18 protein-coding genes are annotated in these 15,234 nt (G+C 52.9%); 9 read left to right on the forward strand and 9 right to left on the reverse strand.

Translation table 11 applies throughout. The features are described 5' to 3' along the window. Window positions 1-97: 97 nt before the first annotated feature. The 3 genes from yhcN (JEM67_RS02755) to argR form a co-directional block, all read right to left on the reverse strand. On the reverse strand, window positions 98-361 hold the full coding sequence (gene yhcN, locus JEM67_RS02755; protein ID WP_013811265.1) for a peroxide/acid stress response protein YhcN: 264 nt from the start codon (window positions 359-361) through the stop codon (window positions 98-100). Window positions 362-484: 123 nt separating this feature from the next. Then, a complete protein-coding gene (gene yhcN, locus JEM67_RS02760) occupies window positions 485-748 on the reverse strand; it encodes a peroxide/acid stress response protein YhcN (RefSeq protein WP_199635617.1) in 264 nt (87 codons plus the stop codon). 405 nt (window positions 749-1,153) lie between these two features. After that, a complete protein-coding gene (argR, locus tag JEM67_RS02765; protein WP_004952803.1) occupies window positions 1,154-1,624 on the reverse strand; it encodes a transcriptional regulator ArgR in 471 nt (156 codons plus the stop codon). A gap of 466 nt (window positions 1,625-2,090) precedes the next feature. On the opposite strand from argR, the gene mdh reads away from it, so the two are divergent. Continuing rightward, entirely contained in the window at window positions 2,091-3,029 is a 939-nt protein-coding gene (gene mdh / locus JEM67_RS02770; protein ID WP_013811266.1) for a malate dehydrogenase, read from the forward strand. Between the two features lie 67 nt (window positions 3,030-3,096). Here mdh and JEM67_RS02775 read toward each other — a convergent pair whose 3' ends face one another. Beyond that, window positions 3,097-3,357: a helix-turn-helix domain-containing protein gene (locus tag JEM67_RS02775; protein WP_004952809.1), complete on the reverse strand. Its 261-nt coding sequence runs from the start codon at window positions 3,355-3,357 to the stop codon at window positions 3,097-3,099. 182 nt (window positions 3,358-3,539) lie between these two features. Here JEM67_RS02775 and JEM67_RS02780 point away from each other — a divergent pair, with 182 nt between their 5' ends. Beyond that, window positions 3,540-3,890 (forward strand): DNA-binding protein, encoded by a 351-nt coding sequence (locus JEM67_RS02780; RefSeq protein ID WP_199635618.1) that lies wholly within the window; start codon window positions 3,540-3,542, stop codon window positions 3,888-3,890. Between the two features lie 51 nt (window positions 3,891-3,941). Here JEM67_RS02780 and ispB read toward each other — a convergent pair whose 3' ends face one another. Beyond that, window positions 3,942-4,913, reverse strand: a complete 972-nt coding sequence (ispB, locus tag JEM67_RS02785; RefSeq protein ID WP_006323259.1) for an octaprenyl diphosphate synthase — start codon at window positions 4,911-4,913, stop codon at window positions 3,942-3,944. Between the two features lie 269 nt (window positions 4,914-5,182). Here ispB and rplU point away from each other — a divergent pair, with 269 nt between their 5' ends. From rplU to cgtA, 4 genes are all read left to right on the forward strand, one after another. Then, window positions 5,183-5,494, forward strand: coding sequence for a 50S ribosomal protein L21 (rplU, locus tag JEM67_RS02790; RefSeq protein WP_004933561.1), 312 nt, complete (start codon window positions 5,183-5,185; stop codon window positions 5,492-5,494). A 17-nt stretch (window positions 5,495-5,511) separates the two neighbouring features. Then, window positions 5,512-5,769 carry a 50S ribosomal protein L27 gene (rpmA, locus tag JEM67_RS02795; RefSeq protein WP_004933559.1) on the forward strand — a complete coding sequence of 86 codons (258 nt, stop codon included), beginning with the start codon at window positions 5,512-5,514 and terminating at the stop codon, window positions 5,767-5,769. A gap of 105 nt (window positions 5,770-5,874) precedes the next feature. Next, window positions 5,875-6,846: a DMT family transporter gene (locus JEM67_RS02800; protein ID WP_199635619.1), complete on the forward strand. Its 972-nt coding sequence runs from the start codon at window positions 5,875-5,877 to the stop codon at window positions 6,844-6,846. 16 nt (window positions 6,847-6,862) lie between these two features. Next, complete coding sequence (gene cgtA, locus JEM67_RS02805) at window positions 6,863-8,035, forward strand: Obg family GTPase CgtA (RefSeq protein WP_013811270.1); 1,173 nt, start codon at window positions 6,863-6,865, stop codon at window positions 8,033-8,035. Between the two features lie 53 nt (window positions 8,036-8,088). On the opposite strand, the gene pmrB is transcribed toward cgtA, so the two are convergent. Genes pmrB through dacB form a run of 3 tightly spaced genes read right to left on the reverse strand, consistent with a single transcriptional unit; the run spans window position 8,089 to window position 11,254 of the window. Beyond that, window positions 8,089-9,153, reverse strand: a complete 1,065-nt coding sequence (pmrB, locus tag JEM67_RS02810; RefSeq protein ID WP_199635620.1) for a two-component system sensor histidine kinase PmrB — start codon at window positions 9,151-9,153, stop codon at window positions 8,089-8,091. After that, window positions 9,150-9,812 (reverse strand): two-component system response regulator PmrA, encoded by a 663-nt coding sequence (gene pmrA, locus JEM67_RS02815; protein WP_004952828.1) that lies wholly within the window; start codon window positions 9,810-9,812, stop codon window positions 9,150-9,152. Before pmrA ends, pmrB begins: the two co-directional genes overlap by 4 nt. An 8-nt stretch (window positions 9,813-9,820) precedes the next feature. Then, complete coding sequence (gene dacB / locus JEM67_RS02820) at window positions 9,821-11,254, reverse strand: serine-type D-Ala-D-Ala carboxypeptidase (RefSeq protein ID WP_199635621.1); 1,434 nt, start codon at window positions 11,252-11,254, stop codon at window positions 9,821-9,823. A 257-nt stretch (window positions 11,255-11,511) separates the two neighbouring features. On the opposite strand from dacB, the gene greA reads away from it, so the two are divergent. Then, window positions 11,512-11,988 (forward strand): transcription elongation factor GreA, encoded by a 477-nt coding sequence (gene greA, locus JEM67_RS02825; protein WP_004952832.1) that lies wholly within the window; start codon window positions 11,512-11,514, stop codon window positions 11,986-11,988. 114 nt (window positions 11,989-12,102) lie between these two features. Here the strand turns inward: greA and yhbY are convergent, their stop codons facing one another. Then, on the reverse strand, window positions 12,103-12,396 hold the full coding sequence (gene yhbY, locus JEM67_RS02830; protein ID WP_004933536.1) for a ribosome assembly RNA-binding protein YhbY: 294 nt from the start codon (window positions 12,394-12,396) through the stop codon (window positions 12,103-12,105). Between the two features lie 143 nt (window positions 12,397-12,539). On the opposite strand from yhbY, the gene rlmE reads away from it, so the two are divergent. Both rlmE and ftsH read left to right on the forward strand, forming a co-directional pair. Next, window positions 12,540-13,169 carry a 23S rRNA (uridine(2552)-2'-O)-methyltransferase RlmE gene (gene rlmE / locus JEM67_RS02835; RefSeq protein ID WP_004952836.1) on the forward strand — a complete coding sequence of 210 codons (630 nt, stop codon included), beginning with the start codon at window positions 12,540-12,542 and terminating at the stop codon, window positions 13,167-13,169. A 56-nt stretch (window positions 13,170-13,225) separates the two neighbouring features. Then, window positions 13,226-15,157, forward strand: a complete 1,932-nt coding sequence (gene ftsH, locus JEM67_RS02840; RefSeq protein WP_041415851.1) for an ATP-dependent zinc metalloprotease FtsH — start codon at window positions 13,226-13,228, stop codon at window positions 15,155-15,157. The last annotated feature ends 77 nt before the right edge of the window (window positions 15,158-15,234 follow it).

Below are 15,234 nucleotides of genomic sequence, written 5' to 3' on the forward strand. Positions count from 1 at the left end.
GGACGACGAGATTTCCTCAGAGAATCAGTGGTTACCACAGAACTCGGCAGTGGCAGTGACGAGGGTAATCAGTTCGGCAACCGCGCTCTCTGAATTGTTATTTGTAGATTTCGGCAGTCGCGTGCCAGTTGCCGTTTTCGTAGGCTTCGATCACTCGGTACGCTTTAGCGCCTTGTTTATCGGCTTTGTCGGACAGCGCCTGACGAATATCCGAAGGTGCACCGGCGACGCCATTGGCGGTGATGGTGCCGACAGACTGAAGATCGCCGGCCTGATCGTTGGTGATCAGCGTAGCGGCTGAAGCGCCGAACGAAAGGGCAGACATCAGGCTAATTGCAGCGAGGGTAATTTTCATGTTCATGGTCGTGGGTCCTGTTGCGATAACAGCCAGGAAGGGCTTTACAGCGTTTATTATTCTTGAAAGCTGTTATCGGTAATGCTGGTTTCCAGAGATTTATTGCCCGTTGCCGGGTAATGCCGGGTCTTATTTATAGATTTCAGCCGTAGCGTGGTAGTTGCCTTCGTTACGTGCTTCGATCACACGGTAAGCGGTCGCGCCACGGGCATCGGCTTTTTCAGACAGCGCCTGACGGATGTCTGAAGGGGTGCCGCCAATGCCGCTGACGGTAATGGTGCCTGCGGACTGCAGTTTTGCTGCCTGATCTGCATCAACGGATTGTGCTGCAAATGCGCCAAAGGAAAGCACAGACAGGAGGCTTAGTGTTGCAACGGTAGCTTTAATTTTCATGATCTCACCTTATCGTATTCTTTTATCAGTTCCAACGAACTGTGATTTACGTCACGGAAATGAGTATACATCTAGTAACTCTAAAAATTAATAGCTAGCTAACAGTTTCTAGTGAAACTTTATTATGACGTCTCTTATTTTTAATAACCATATGGAATAAAAATCGCTCATAAAACGGTCTTTTGATGTTAAATTTATGTAATTTCAATAAGGTAAGTGTCTTTGACCAAACGTGCGGAAGCGTGCAGCAGCTATCGCTGGCTTTGAATAAATGCCATTGGAATGTGTCGCAACAAGGCGGAAATCGGGTTTTAAACGTGGTAGGGCGTGAGGGAAAGGTAAAGACAGGGTTAAAGAAGCGCTAACAAAACGCGACCGTCAGCCGCATTTTGTTAGCGTTGAGCATCATAACTCTTGTTCGAACAGCGACAGGATGGCTTCGTACAGTTGGCGAGCGGTAAAGCTGCTGGCCGGGGTAACGAAAATGGTGTCGTCACCGGCGATGGTGCCGAGTATGCCCTCGGATTTACCCAGGGAATCCAGCAGGCGGGCGATCAGCTGTGCGGCGCCGGGGCTGGTATGAATGACCACTACGGCATCGTTATGATCGACATCCAGCACCAGATTCTTCAGTGGGCTGGTGGTGGTCGGCACGCCGAGTTCGGCCGGAAGGCAATACACCATTTCCATTTTGGCATTGCGGGTACGCACCGCGCCAAACTTGGTCAGCATGCGCGATACTTTGGATTGGTTGATGTTTTCGAAGCCTTCTTCTTGCAGCGCCAAAACGATCTCGCCTTGAGAACTGAATTTTTCTTCTTTCAATAACGCTTTAAACGCCTTGATCAGATCTTCCTGCTTTGCGGGATTACGCATTTTGCACCGTGGAATGTTGACAATAGAAGTGATTATTATGCATATAAATGAATTTTTATGCAATAAAAGGACGTCCGAAGACAACAATGCTGCCCGGACAATGAGGAAAGGGCGGGATTTTAACAAAATCCGTACCCCATGAATATGCCCTTTCAGCGACCGAAAAAGCGGCCCGTGGCGGTAAAGAAAATGTTATTAAAATGATGTTGTTCTGATGTTGTGTAAGGGTGTAATGTAACCGCCGGTTAACTTGCTTGTGAATAACCTCGCACTATTTTTGATTAATGTGCGCTATGCCCTTAATGTGTAAGCCATTTAATTTAAAATGAGCGCGACATCGGCTGTTTTATTGCGCCAGCTCCCAAACAGACTGTTAAGAGATTGTTTTTAAAGGTGTAATAATTTAAGGTCCGTAACCAACATATTCACGGCGCTTTATATATTTAAGATAATAAAGGAGTATAGGATGAAAGTTGCAGTTCTCGGTGCTGCTGGCGGTATCGGCCAGGCCCTCGCCCTTCTACTCAAAACCCAGCTTCCTTCAGGTTCTGAACTCTCTCTCTACGACATTGCCCCCGTTACCCCAGGCGTTGCCGTCGACTTAAGCCACATCCCTACCGCAGTTAAAATCAAAGGCTTCAGCGGCGAAGATGCTACTCCAGCTCTGCATGGTGCAGACGTAGTGCTGATTTCTGCCGGCGTTGCGCGTAAACCTGGTATGGATCGTTCAGATCTGTTCAATGTCAACGCAGGCATCGTGCGTAATCTGATCCAGCAAGTGGCAACAACCTGCCCGAAAGCCTGCATCGGCATTATCACCAACCCAGTAAACACCACCGTGGCAATCGCTGCAGAAGTGCTGAAGAAAGCCGGTGTTTATGACAAAAACAAACTGTTTGGCGTGACCTCGCTGGATATCATCCGTTCAAACACCTTCGTGGCTGAGCTGAAAGGCAAACAGCCGGAAGAGTTGAACGTGCCGGTTATCGGCGGACATTCTGGCGTGACCATTCTGCCACTGTTGTCACAGATCCCGGGCGTGAGCTTTACCGACCAGGAAGTGGCGGATCTGACCAAGCGTATCCAGAATGCGGGTACTGAAGTGGTTGAAGCCAAAGCCGGCGGCGGGTCCGCAACTCTGTCAATGGGTCAGGCGGCGGCGCGTTTCGGCCTGTCTCTGGTTCGTGCGCTGCAAGGTGAAAAAGGCGTGGTGGAATGCGCTTATGTGGAAGGTGACGGCAAATATGCCCGCTTCTTCGCACAACCGCTGCTGCTGGGCAAAAACGGCGTAGAAGAACGTAAAGACATCGGTACTCTGAGCGCGTTCGAGCAGAAAGCGTTGGAAGAGATGCTGGATGTTCTGCATAAAGATATCGAACTGGGCGAAAAGTTTATCAATAACTGATCAACCCAGAACGCATGAGTATGCACAAGCCGCCGGACATCGCACCGGCGGTTTTTTTATGCCCGAATCATGACCTGATACGGGCTTTTCGATTCAGCAGGTCGTTGGTGTGAGGGTCGAAATAGCGGCTTGGCCAGATCTCTGCAGGATGGATGTCCAGCGCTTCGGCAATCAGCCATTCCCCTTTTGGCCAGGGCCGCGATAGCGCGTTTGCCAGTGTTGATGAACTAAGCCCCGCTTTGCGGGATACCGCCGCCAGTGTTGTTCCCTTCTTACGTAAAGCTGCAATGATATCCGCCGGATGCCAGTCCTTGTTCCTTGAATTCATGTTTGCATTCCCTTTTTTGATTAGCGAAAGTTCTGTTAGTGGTATAACTAACAGGTCAAGATTAATCGTTTGAACAACATGAAACGCTTATACGGAAATTAGAATACCACTAAATTTCCAAAAAAAATATCTCATTAATTTCTAAAAAATATCTTTGCACATTTTCCTCAGAGATCATGGCTATGAAAAAAGAGTGGTTTGCCGCCAAGGAACTTACAGGCATTGCAGGATTACCCTCTTCACCACAGGGAATAAATTTGATGGCGCGTCGTGATGGCTGGATCAGCCGCCGACGTAAAGGCGTGCAGGGAAAGGCGCTGGAATATCATATTGACAGCTTACCGTCAGGTACGCGCAACTTACTGATAATGAAAGAAGATCCGGCTATTTATGACATTGAGCGAAAGGATCCGTTGGCGGTATGGATTGAGTATTACTATCACCTGACGGAAACCGAGCGTGACAAAGTATTGGCGTTCCTGATGCGTGAAGGCATAGGCAGCCTGCTGGCGCGTATTACAGAGGGGAAATGAAAACAGACCCGCGCCGCGGGTCTGTAGAAACTGCTGAAGGTCTTTTGTTTCTCAAAAATCTCGCTGAACCGCAAGGTGCGCTAATCCTTCCAGCGCGGAGCGATGAGGCGATTCCGGCAGAACCTGCAGCGCGGCGATCGCCTTATCGGCTTCTTCTTCGGCGCGTTGGCGGGTATATTCAAGCGAACCGCACTGTTGCATGGCCTGTAAAACCGGTTCCAGCAGATGACGGCCGCTGCCTTGCTCAATGGCCTCACGGATCATGGCCGTTTGTGCGCTGTTGCCGTTACGCATGGCGTGCAGCAAGGGCAGTGTGGGTTTTCCTTCGTTCAGATCGTCACCGGTATTTTTACCCAGGGTGCTGCCGTCGGCGCTGTAATCGAGCAGATCGTCGATCAACTGGAAAGCGGTGCCGAGATAACGGCCGTAATCCTGCAGCGCTTTTTCTTCTGCTTCGCTGGCCTCTGAAAGGATCGCCGACGACTGCGCCGCCGCTTCAAACAGACGAGCGGTTTTGCTGTAGATCACTCGCATATAGCTTTCTTCGGTGATGTCCGGATCGTTCACGTTCATTAACTGCAGCACTTCACCTTCGGCAATGACGTTGACCGCCTCGGACATCAGCGCCAGCACGCGGAGTGATTCCAGGCTGGTCATCATCTGGAAAGCGCGGGTATAAATGAAGTCGCCCACCAGCACGCTGGCAGCATTGCCGAACGCGGCATTGGCGGTAGCCTTGCCGCGCCGCATGTCGGATTCATCCACCACGTCATCATGCAGCAGAGTCGCGGTATGAATGAATTCGATCAGTGCGGCAACGGTAATGTGCTTATCACCCTGATAATGCAATGCCCGCGCCGCCAGAACGGCGATCATCGGGCGGATGCGTTTACCGCCACCGCTGATAATGTAATAGCCAAGCTGATTGATGAGTGTGACATCGGAATTCAGCTGTTCGAGAATTGTTGCGTTCACGGCCGCCATATCTTGCGCGGTTAACTCGGTAATTTGCTCTAGGTTCATTGTATTTTTTTCAGCTGTGTTTCTCTTCACCGCGTTGAGATCGCTGCTCACATCGGTACATGGCGGTAACTGTCCTCCTGATTGTACTTGAAAAACGGCTCAGATAAACGCCATGAAAGAAACTGTGCTTTTTTTCTTCTTTTTTCTGCTTCTGGTCTTATTCTGCTCTTGTCATATGCGGGATTATTGCGTAGAATTCGCGCCCTATTGTGAATATTTATAGCGCGCTCTGTACTAAACAGTTGGGCACGCGGAAAGCGGAGTTTTATATGTACGCGGTTTTCCAAAGTGGTGGTAAACAACACCGAGTAAGCGAAGGTCAGACCGTTCGCTTGGAAAAGCTGGACATCGCAACTGGTGAAGCGGTTGAGTTTGACCAGATTCTGATGATCGCTAATGGCGAAGATATCAAAATCGGCGTTCCTTTCGTCGATGGCGGTAAGATCAAAGCTGAAGTAGTTGCTCACGGTCGTGGCGAGAAAATTAAGATTGTTAAGTTTCGTCGTCGTAAGCACCACCGTAAGCAGCAGGGCCACCGTCAGTGGTTCACTGACGTTAAAATCACCGGCATCAGCGCTTAAGTTAGGAGAGCGGATTAATGGCACACAAAAAGGCTGGCGGCTCGACTCGTAACGGTCGCGATTCAGAAGCTAAACGTCTGGGCGTAAAACGCTTTGGCGGCGAAGCAGTACTGGCAGGCAGCATCATCGTTCGTCAGCGCGGCACCAAATTCCACGCTGGTACCAACGTGGGTTGCGGCAAAGACCACACTCTGTTTGCTTTGAAAGACGGTAAAGTCAAGTTCGAAGTTAAAGGCCCGAGCAATCGTAAATTCATCAGCATCGAAGCTGAATAATTTTCCGAGCCTTACTAAATAGATGTAAGCCCCGCAACTCGTTGCGGGGCTTTTTACATTTATGGGCTGCTTATGTACCGGCCCGTCAGCGTTGGCAAAGGTAAGATGGAAACGAAACAGCAGGTCGGAATTGGCATTTCTCTGGCGGTGACTACGGCGATTTGCTGGGGTGCGTTGCCGATTGCGATGAAAGAAGTGCTGGTAGTGATGGATCCGTTTACCATCGTTTGGTATCGATTTACCCTTGCTGCACTCGGCCTGGGAACCATTCTGGCAATACGCGGCAGGTTGCCCCCGGTAAAAATGTTCCGTCAGCCGCGCTGGCTGTTAATACTGGCTGTCGCCACTGCGGGCCTGTTGGGGAACTTTATCTTCTTCAGTTCTTCGCTACAGTATCTCAGCCCGACGGCATCGCAGGTGATCGGCCAGCTGTCGCCGGTGGGTATGATGTTCGCCAGCGTGTTGATTTTAAAAGAACGCATGCGTATCACCCAAGTGATTGGCGCGCTAATGTTGATCTGTGGGCTGATGCTGTTTTTCAATGTCAGCCTGATTGAGATCTTCACCCGCCTGACGGATTACACCCTTGGGGTGCTGTTGGGCGTCTGTGCGGCGATGGTTTGGGTGACTTATGGCGTTGCGCAGAAAGTATTGCTGCGTCGATTGGCCTCGCCGCAGATCCTGGTAATGTTGTACACTTTATGTGCAGTGGCGCTGTTCCCTTTGGCCCGGCCAGAGCTGATTTCCCAGTTCAGTGGTTGGCAATTGGCCTGCTTGCTGTTTTGTGGCGCCAACACATTGATTGGCTACGGCGCACTGGCGGAAGCTATGGCGCGCTGGCAGGCGGCGCAGGTGAGTGCGTTAATCACGCTGACGCCGCTGTTTACCCTGCTGTTTTCAGATTTATTGGCGCTGGCCTGGCCACACGTATTCGCCGCCCCGGCATTGAATGTCGTCGGCTATATCGGTGCTTTCGTGGTGGTAGCGGGCGCCATGTTTTCCGCAATTGGTCACCGGTGGTGGCCGCGACGGGCAGAAACCAACCTGGTTGCTCCTTTAAAGCAGCCCGGTGAATGATTTACGGAGACGGTAAATGAAGTTTGTAGATGAAGCAGCGATTTTGGTCGTTGCAGGTGACGGTGGTAATGGTTGTGTCAGCTTCCGCCGCGAAAAGTATATCCCGAACGGTGGGCCGGATGGCGGCGACGGCGGTGACGGCGGTGACGTCTATCTGCTGGCGGACGAAAACCTCAATACGTTGATCGACTACCGCTTTGAGAAATCTTTCCGTGCCGAACGCGGCCAGAACGGTCAGAGCCGTGATTGTACCGGTAAGCGTGGCAAAGACATTACCGTCAAGGTGCCGGTCGGTACTCGTGTGCAGGATCAGGGCACCGGCGAGATCCTCGGTGACATGACCCGCCACGGCCAACAACTGATGGTCGCTAAAGGCGGTTGGCACGGTTTGGGCAACACCCGTTTCAAATCCTCGGTTAACCGTGCACCGCGTCAGAAGACGCTGGGTACTGCCGGTGAAGCCCGCGATATCTTGCTGGAGCTGCTGCTGCTGGCCGATGTCGGCATGCTCGGCCTGCCTAATGCCGGCAAGTCGACCTTTATCCGCGCGGTTTCCGCCGCCAAGCCAAAGGTTGCCGACTATCCGTTTACCACTCTGGTGCCAAGCCTGGGCGTGGTGCGTATGGATCACGAGCAGAGCTTTGTGGTAGCTGATATTCCGGGGCTGATTGAAGGTGCATCCGACGGTGCCGGCCTGGGTATCCGTTTCCTGAAGCATCTGGAGCGTTGCCGCGTGCTGTTGCACCTGGTGGATATTGCCCCGATCGACGAATCCAATCCGATAGAAAATGCCAAAATCATCATCAACGAGCTGAACCAATACAGCGAAAATCTGGCGCAGAAGCCACGCTGGCTGGTGTTCAACAAAGTTGACCTGGTAGGTGCGGAAGAAGCGGCCGAACGTGCCAAGGCGATCGCAGAGGGCATGGGTTGGGAAGGTAAGTACTACATGATCTCCGCCGCCAACCGCGAAGGTGTCAATGCGCTGTGCTGGGACGTGATGAACTTTATCAACACCCAACCGAAAGCTATGGCGATCGAAGAAAGCGCACCTGAGAAAGTCGAGTTCATGTGGGACGATTACCACCGTGAACAGCTCGCGGAAGTGGAAGCCGAAGCGGATGACGATTGGGATGACGACTGGGACGAAGATGACGACGAAGGCGTCGAGATCGTTTACCAGAAATAATCTTGCGAAGAGAAGGGCTCAGTTCACAAAACTGGGCCCTTTTTTTATTGACGTTATCTGTCCAGCACGTTTTCAGGCAGCCAGCATTGGGCATTCAGCCCACTGGCATCCTGCCGATTTTCCAGCGTCAGATGCCCCTGATGCAACTGCACGATACGGGTTACGATGTTCAGACCTAGCCCACTGCCGCCATAACGCTGGTCCATACGGCGGAACGCCTGAGTGAGCTCGCTCGCCATCTTGTCTTTAACGCCCGGGCCTTCATCGATCACCTGCAGCAGGTGGCCGCGGTCCTGAGGTATAAGCGTAACCTGAATGAGGCTGCCTTCGGGGCTGTAGCGGTGCGCATTCTCCACCAGGTTGCGCAGCAAGAGGCGCAGCAGCACCGGATCGCCATGGATTTGCGCCTCCGCAGGGAGTCGCCATAGCAACTTTTGTTCGCGTTGAGCGGCCAACTCCTCAAGCTCTTCCCTCAGTGGCTGGATCACATCTTTCACCCAGTCAAAACGTTGATAGTGCCCACTGGCAAAATCCTGCCCGGCGCGCGACAGCATCAGCAGCTGTTCGACGGTATGCATCAGTTGGTCAATACGGTTAATCAGCGGTTTGCTTTGCTCAATACCCTGTTTTTCCATGAGTTCCAGATGCAGACGGATCCCCGCTAACGGCGTGCGTAGCTCATGCGCCGCATCGGCGGTGAACAGCCGCTCCTGCTGGATGGTGTTGTCCAGGCGTGAGAAAAGCTGATTGAGTGCGGTGGTGACCGCTTTCATTTCCAGGCTGTCACTGTTAAGGGGCAGTGGGGTCAGGTTATCGGCGGAACGTTTCTCCAACCGTTGTTGCAGCTGGTTGAGCGGGCGGATAATCCAGCTAATGGCCCAGAATGAGGCGAGCAACGTGACGATCATCATGATCAGAGAAGGGGCTAGCAGCGAAGCTATCGCTTCGGCGATTTCGGTGTCTACGCGCTCGGTACGAATCTTGGCCGACAGCGTTTCATCCACCAGGAAGCTGATTTGTTCCTGGCTTTCATGCCACAACCAAAAGGCGCTGATAAGCTGGGTGACCAGGAGGATCAGCGCCAGCATCAACAACAGACGACGGCGCATGCTGATCATGATGAGGATTCCAGGCGATAACCGATACCGCGGACGGTGCGGATGCGATCCTTGCCCAATTTGCGGCGCAGGTTATGGATATGCACTTCCAGCGTATTGGAGCCTAAATCATCCTGCCAGGTGTAAAGGTCCTGTTGCAGCAGTTCACGATTGACCGTTTGCCCGGCGCGCATCATCAGGCGAGACAGGATGGCGAACTCTTTTGGCGTGACTTCAACTGGCTGCTGTTGAACGTAAACCTGCTGGCTGGAAAGATTGAGCTGGAGATCGTCCAGTTGCATGAGGTTGTCGCTGTGGCCCTGATAGCGGCGGATTAAGGCGCGCACCCGTGCCTGCAGCTCAACCAGCGCGAAGGGCTTCACCAGGTAATCGTCAGCACCGGCGTCCAGCCCGTCGACACGGTCTTCCAGTGCATCGCGGGCGGTGAGGATTAGCACCGGTAAGTCGACTTGCTGACGGCGCCACTGTCGCAGCAGGCTGGCGCCGTCCTGGTCGGGCAGACCGAGATCGAGGATGATCATGCTGTATTGGCTGGTAATGAGCAGCGCATTGGCTTGCGCCGCCGTAGCGGCGCAGTCGCAGGCATAACCTTCGTTGGCCAATGCCAGCGCCAGCCCTTGCTGCAACAGCTCATCGTCTTCAACAATCAGCAGTTTCATCCTGATCCTCAGTTATTCTGATAAATATCCCGGTACAAGCGGCTTTCGAAACGCACCAGAGGAGCGCGACGCTGTTTCTGATCTTCCGGCGGCACGGCATAACCCGACAGGTATTGCACGAAAGCAAGACGTTGGCCGCTGGCGGTGGTGATAAAGCCCGCCAGGTTATACACGCCCTGCAGTGCGCCGGTTTTGGCGGAAACCTTGCCATCGACACCGGCTTCGTGCAGCCCGCCACGGTAGCGCAGCGTGCCGTCGTAGCCCGACAGCGGCAGCATCGAAATAAAGTTCAGTTCGCTGTCATGCTGCGCGATGTATTGCAACGCTTGCATCATGGTCGCCGGGGCCAGCAGGTTATGACGCGAGAGGCCAGAACCGTCCACCACAATGCTGTTGCCCAGATCGACTCCGGCTTTTTGACGCAGCACCTGACGTACGGCATCTGCGCCGGCGCGCCAGGTACCCGGAACGCCGAAACGTTCATGACCGATAGTGCGGAACACGGTATCGGCGATCATGTTGTCCGATTTCTTCAACATGATTTTCAGCAGTTCATGCAACGGTGCCGATTGCGTCTGCGCAATCACCGTGCCGGCCAGGCCAGGCTGAGTCTGGCGTTTCAGGTGGCCATCTATCTGGATACCGGCTTGCGTCAGCTCATCTTTCAGGATAGCCCCGGCATAGCTGGCTCCGTCCTGAATGGCGAACGCCAGCGGCAGCGGATCGCTGCGTTGGGTCAGGCAGCCGGTCAGGGTAAAGCGGTTCAATTCGCCCGGCACTACGTCCAGCTCACAGTATTGGGCGTCCGCAGAGCCTCTCGCCAATGTTCGCACCTGGCTGAACATGTTGACCGGGTAATAAGAGGCTACGCGTATAAAGGCCATATCACCTGGGTTTGGCGCACTGTACAGCGATACCGAGAAGCAGTTGCGATCGACGATCGCCGCTGCCGGCGGTGCACTAAAGCACTGCGTCAGATCGTTCCACGGCCAGCCTGGGGCTTTGTCGTGGCTGGCGAATACCGACGTGTCGACCAGCACGTCGCCGGTAATCTGGCGCACGCCCTGTTTTTTCAGGATCGCCACCATATTACGCAGGCTTTGGCGTTTAAAGGTCGGGTCGCCGCTGAAGCGGGCGATCAGATTGCCGCGCAGCACGCCGTCGCTGATATCGCCCTGGCTTTCCAGCGTGGTGGTGAAACGATAGTCGGGGCCGAGCTGCAACAAGGCAGCCAGCGCCGTCAGCACCTTTTGGGTACTGGCCGGTAACGCCATTTGCTGTGAATGATAATCGATGGTCGGCGCATCGGCGCCGATCTTCTGAACTACCAGGGCAAGGTTGGCCCCATCAGGCAAATATTGTGTGTAATCTTCCACCGGGGCCGCATTTGCATTCAGAACAAATGCGCAAGCCAATGCACTGACAATTCGTGAAAAACGCATAATCTCGGGATAACAGCTGGATAACGTGCCGCCATACTACGGTGCATTCAGGGAGAAAGTAAACGATGACCCTCAAGGAACTCTACGCTAAAATGCGTATCAAAATGCAAAATCGATCCTGACTTGGGCGAATGTCCCGAGTCAGGCTTCTTTTGTTTGTCGCCTGGAGGCGGGGGGGTATACACCTACCGTTTTTTCATTCGAACACGTCAGGACGACGGCTATTTGAACAGGAAAGATTTAGAGGTATTTACTATATGAAACAGATTCCGATGACCTTGTTTGGCGCTGAAAAATTGCGCGAAGAGCTTGAATATCTGAAGGGCGTGCGCCGTCCGAAAATCATTGCGGACATCGCGACTGCCCGTGAACACGGCGATTTGAAAGAAAACGCAGAGTACCATGCGGCTCGTGAGCAGCAGGGTTTTTGCGAAGGACGTATTCAGGAAATTGAAGCCAAACTGTCGAACGCGCAAGTGATCGACATCACCAAGATGCCAAACAATGGCCGCGTGATTTTTGGCTCCACCGTTTCGGTGATGAATCTGGATAGCGAAGAAGAAGTGACTTACCGAATCGTGGGTGACGATGAGGCCGACTTCAAGAAAAATCTGATTTCGGTAAATTCACCCATGGCGCGCGGTTTGATCGGTAAAGAGCAAGACGATGTGGTCGTCATTAAAACCCCGGGCGGCGATGTAGATTACGAGATCCTGAAGGTTGAATATCTCTGATATACGCCCGATCGTTCAGAAATTCGCCAGGGTTTTGTAAAGAAAGGAAAAAGGCCGCATGCGGCCTTTTATCTGAGTCAGGTGCATGGCACCTTTTCGTTAACCCAATGCTTATTAACGCGGTAGACTGATCTTGCGCTCTTTCGAAGGGCGGTAAAGAATAAGCGTACTGCCGATGACTTGCACGTTGCAGGCACCCGTTTCACGTACGATAGCGTCGGCGATCAGGGTTTTGGTTTCGCGATCTTCAGCAGCGATTTTTACCTTGATCAGCTCATGATGCTCCAGAGCCTGTTCAATTTCAGCCAGCACCCCTTCGGTGAGACCGTTATTACCCAGCATGACAACCGGTTTTAACGGGTGCGCCAAGCCTTTCAGGTGCTGTTTTTGTTTATTATTCAGATTCATTGTCTTTTTTGCTTAAGTTGGGATTGAAAACGGTACATTCTACCGCCATCTCATGTATATCACCAAATCGGTCTTCACCGGTGTGAGTCTACGTGAGCAGCGAACCTGACATAAGACTCTTTTTATGATAGTTGGAAAACGAGATGGCTAATAAAAAGCGTTCTGCTAGCTCCAGTCGCTGGTTACAAGAACACTTTAGCGATAAATATGTGCAACAGGCGCAGAAAAAAGGGCTGCGTTCGCGCGCCTGGTTTAAACTTGATGAAATACAGCAGAGTGACAAGCTATTTAAACCCGGCATGACCGTAGTGGATTTAGGCGCAGCGCCGGGCGGTTGGTCGCAGTATGTAGTCACGCAGATCGGCGGTAACGGTCGTATCATCGCCTGTGATATTTTGCCAATGGATCCTATCGTTGGTGTCGATTTCCTTCAGGGCGATTTTCGTGATGAACTGGTCCTTAAAGCTCTGTTGGAACGTGTAGGTGAAAGTAAGGTTCAGGTGGTTATGTCTGACATGGCCCCGAATATGAGTGGCACTCCGGCCGTCGATATTCCGAGATCGATGTATCTGGTGGAATTAGCACTGGGAATGTGTCGTGATGTCCTCGCGCCAGGCGGAAGTTTCCTGGTGAAGGTGTTCCAGGGAGATGGCTTTGACGAGTACCTACGGGAAATTCGCTCCCTGTTTACGAAGGTTAAGATTCGTAAGCCAGACGCTTCCCGCGCACGTTCGCGCGAAGTGTACATTGTAGCGACAGGGCGCAAGCTGTAGTACCCTAACGCTGTTTGTTAACACAGTTGTAATATGAGGTTAATCCCTTGAGTGACATGGCGAAAAACCTAATTCTCTGGTTAGTCATCGCGGTAGTGTTGATGTCTGTATTCCAGAGCTTTGGGCCCAGCGAGTCGAATGGCCGTAGGGTGGATTACTCTACCTTCATGTCCGAGCTGACCCAGGACCAGGTTCGCGAAGCGCGAATCAACGGACGTGAAATTAACGTTACCAAGAAAGACAGTAACAAATACACGACCTACATCCCTGTCAACGATCCTAAGTTGCTTGATACGTTGTTGACGAAAAATGTGAAAGTTGTTGGTGAACCGCCTGAAGAGCCGAGTTTACTGGCTTCTATCTTCATTTCATGGTTCCCGATGCTGTTGCTGATTGGGGTTTGGATCTTCTTCATGCGGCAGATGCAGGGCGGCGGCGGCAAGGGCGCGATGTCCTTCGGCAAGAGCAAGGCCCGTATGCTGACGGAAGACCAGATCAAAACCACTTTTGCTGACGTTGCCGGTTGTGATGAAGCAAAAGAAGAAGTGAGCGAACTGGTGGAATACCTGCGTGAGCCGAGCCGTTTCCAGAAGTTGGGCGGCAAGATCCCTAAAGGCGTGCTGATGGTTGGCCCTCCAGGGACCGGTAAAACGCTGCTGGCGAAAGCCATCGCGGGTGAAGCAAAAGTGCCGTTCTTCACCATTTCCGGCTCCGACTTCGTGGAAATGTTTGTCGGTGTGGGTGCTTCTCGTGTGCGTGACATGTTCGAACAGGCCAAGAAAGCGGCACCGTGCATCATCTTTATCGATGAAATCGACGCCGTCGGTCGCCAACGTGGCGCCGGTCTGGGTGGCGGTCACGATGAACGTGAGCAAACGCTGAACCAGATGCTGGTTGAAATGGACGGCTTTGAAGGCAACGAAGGCATTATCGTCATCGCTGCGACCAACCGTCCTGACGTACTTGACCCGGCATTGCTGCGTCCAGGCCGTTTCGACCGCCAGGTCGTTGTTGGTCTGCCAGACGTACGTGGTCGTGAGCAGATCCTGAAAGTGCACTCCCGTCGCGTGCCGTTGGCGCCAGACGTTGATGCTTCTGTGCTTGCACGTGGTACTCCGGGCTTCTCAGGTGCAGACCTGGCTAACCTGGTCAACGAAGCGGCGCTGTTTGCCGCCCGCGGCAACAAACGCGTAGTGTCGATGGTTGAGTTCGAAAAAGCCAAAGACAAGATCATGATGGGGGCGGAACGTCGCTCCATGGTGATGACCGAAGCGCAGAAAGAGTCGACCGCGTATCACGAAGCAGGCCACGCCATTATCGGCCGTCTGGTTCCTGAGCACGATCCGGTGCACAAGGTCACTATTATTCCGCGTGGCCGAGCGTTGGGCGTCACCTTCTTCCTGCCGGAAGGCGATGCAATCAGCGCCAGCCGTCAGAAGCTGGAGAGCCAAATCTCTACGCTGTACGGCGGTCGTCTGGCTGAAGAGATCATTTACGGGCCAGAGAAAGTCTCTACCGGTGCGTCGAACGACATTAAAGTGGCGACCTCGATTGCCCGCAACATGGTGACCCAATGGGGCTTCTCCGAGAAGCTGGGGCCGCTGCTGTATGCGGAAGAAGAGGGCGAAGTGTTCCTGGGCCGTTCCGTGGCCAAAGCGAAACACATGTCGGACGAAACCGCGCGCATCATCGACCAGGAAGTAAAATCCCTGATCGAACGCAACTATATCCGTGCGCGTGCGTTGTTGATGGAAAACATGGACATCCTGCATTCAATGAAGGATGCCTTGATGAAGTATGAAACCATCGATGCGCCACAGATTGACGATCTGATGAACCGTAAAGACGTGCGTCCGCCAGCGGGTTGGGACGATGCGAGCAAAGGCAGCAACTCCGACAATGGCGGCACACCAAAAGCCCCAACGCCTGTAGATGAGCCACGCACGCCAAACCCAGGCAATACCCTGTCTGAACAGCTAGACAAGTAACTTTGGCTGTGTAATAACATCGAACCCCGGCATGCCGGGGTTTTTTATTGTCCGGCGGGCAGTGAACCAGGCAACAG

Source organism: Serratia sp. PAMC26656 (genome assembly GCF_016469055.2).
GTDB classification, from domain to species: domain Bacteria; phylum Pseudomonadota; class Gammaproteobacteria; order Enterobacterales; family Enterobacteriaceae; genus Serratia; species Serratia plymuthica.

What these genes read in the sequence shown, in the direction of transcription:
- yhcN (WP_013811265.1), bottom strand. Translation starts at nt 361, where the DNA reads ATGAACATGAAAATTACCCTCGCTGCAATTAGCCTGATGTCTGCCCTT.
- yhcN (WP_199635617.1), bottom strand. Translation starts at nt 748, where the DNA reads ATGAAAATTAAAGCTACCGTTGCAACACTAAGCCTCCTGTCTGTGCTT.
- argR (WP_004952803.1), bottom strand. Translation starts at nt 1,624, where the DNA reads ATGCGTAATCCCGCAAAGCAGGAAGATCTGATCAAGGCGTTTAAAGCG.
- mdh (WP_013811266.1), top strand. Translation starts at nt 2,091, where the DNA reads ATGAAAGTTGCAGTTCTCGGTGCTGCTGGCGGTATCGGCCAGGCCCTC.
- JEM67_RS02775 (WP_004952809.1), bottom strand. Translation starts at nt 3,357, where the DNA reads ATGAATTCAAGGAACAAGGACTGGCATCCGGCGGATATCATTGCAGCT.
- JEM67_RS02780 (WP_199635618.1), top strand. Translation starts at nt 3,540, where the DNA reads ATGAAAAAAGAGTGGTTTGCCGCCAAGGAACTTACAGGCATTGCAGGA.
- ispB (WP_006323259.1), bottom strand. Translation starts at nt 4,913, where the DNA reads ATGAACCTAGAGCAAATTACCGAGTTAACCGCGCAAGATATGGCGGCC.
- rplU (WP_004933561.1), top strand. Translation starts at nt 5,183, where the DNA reads ATGTACGCGGTTTTCCAAAGTGGTGGTAAACAACACCGAGTAAGCGAA.
- rpmA (WP_004933559.1), top strand. Translation starts at nt 5,512, where the DNA reads ATGGCACACAAAAAGGCTGGCGGCTCGACTCGTAACGGTCGCGATTCA.
- JEM67_RS02800 (WP_199635619.1), top strand. Translation starts at nt 5,875, where the DNA reads ATGGAAACGAAACAGCAGGTCGGAATTGGCATTTCTCTGGCGGTGACT.
- cgtA (WP_013811270.1), top strand. Translation starts at nt 6,863, where the DNA reads ATGAAGTTTGTAGATGAAGCAGCGATTTTGGTCGTTGCAGGTGACGGT.
- pmrB (WP_199635620.1), bottom strand. Translation starts at nt 9,153, where the DNA reads ATGATCAGCATGCGCCGTCGTCTGTTGTTGATGCTGGCGCTGATCCTC.
- pmrA (WP_004952828.1), bottom strand. Translation starts at nt 9,812, where the DNA reads ATGAAACTGCTGATTGTTGAAGACGATGAGCTGTTGCAGCAAGGGCTG.
- dacB (WP_199635621.1), bottom strand. Translation starts at nt 11,254, where the DNA reads ATGCGTTTTTCACGAATTGTCAGTGCATTGGCTTGCGCATTTGTTCTG.
- greA (WP_004952832.1), top strand. Translation starts at nt 11,512, where the DNA reads ATGAAACAGATTCCGATGACCTTGTTTGGCGCTGAAAAATTGCGCGAA.
- yhbY (WP_004933536.1), bottom strand. Translation starts at nt 12,396, where the DNA reads ATGAATCTGAATAATAAACAAAAACAGCACCTGAAAGGCTTGGCGCAC.
- rlmE (WP_004952836.1), top strand. Translation starts at nt 12,540, where the DNA reads ATGGCTAATAAAAAGCGTTCTGCTAGCTCCAGTCGCTGGTTACAAGAA.
- ftsH (WP_041415851.1), top strand. Translation starts at nt 13,226, where the DNA reads ATGGCGAAAAACCTAATTCTCTGGTTAGTCATCGCGGTAGTGTTGATG.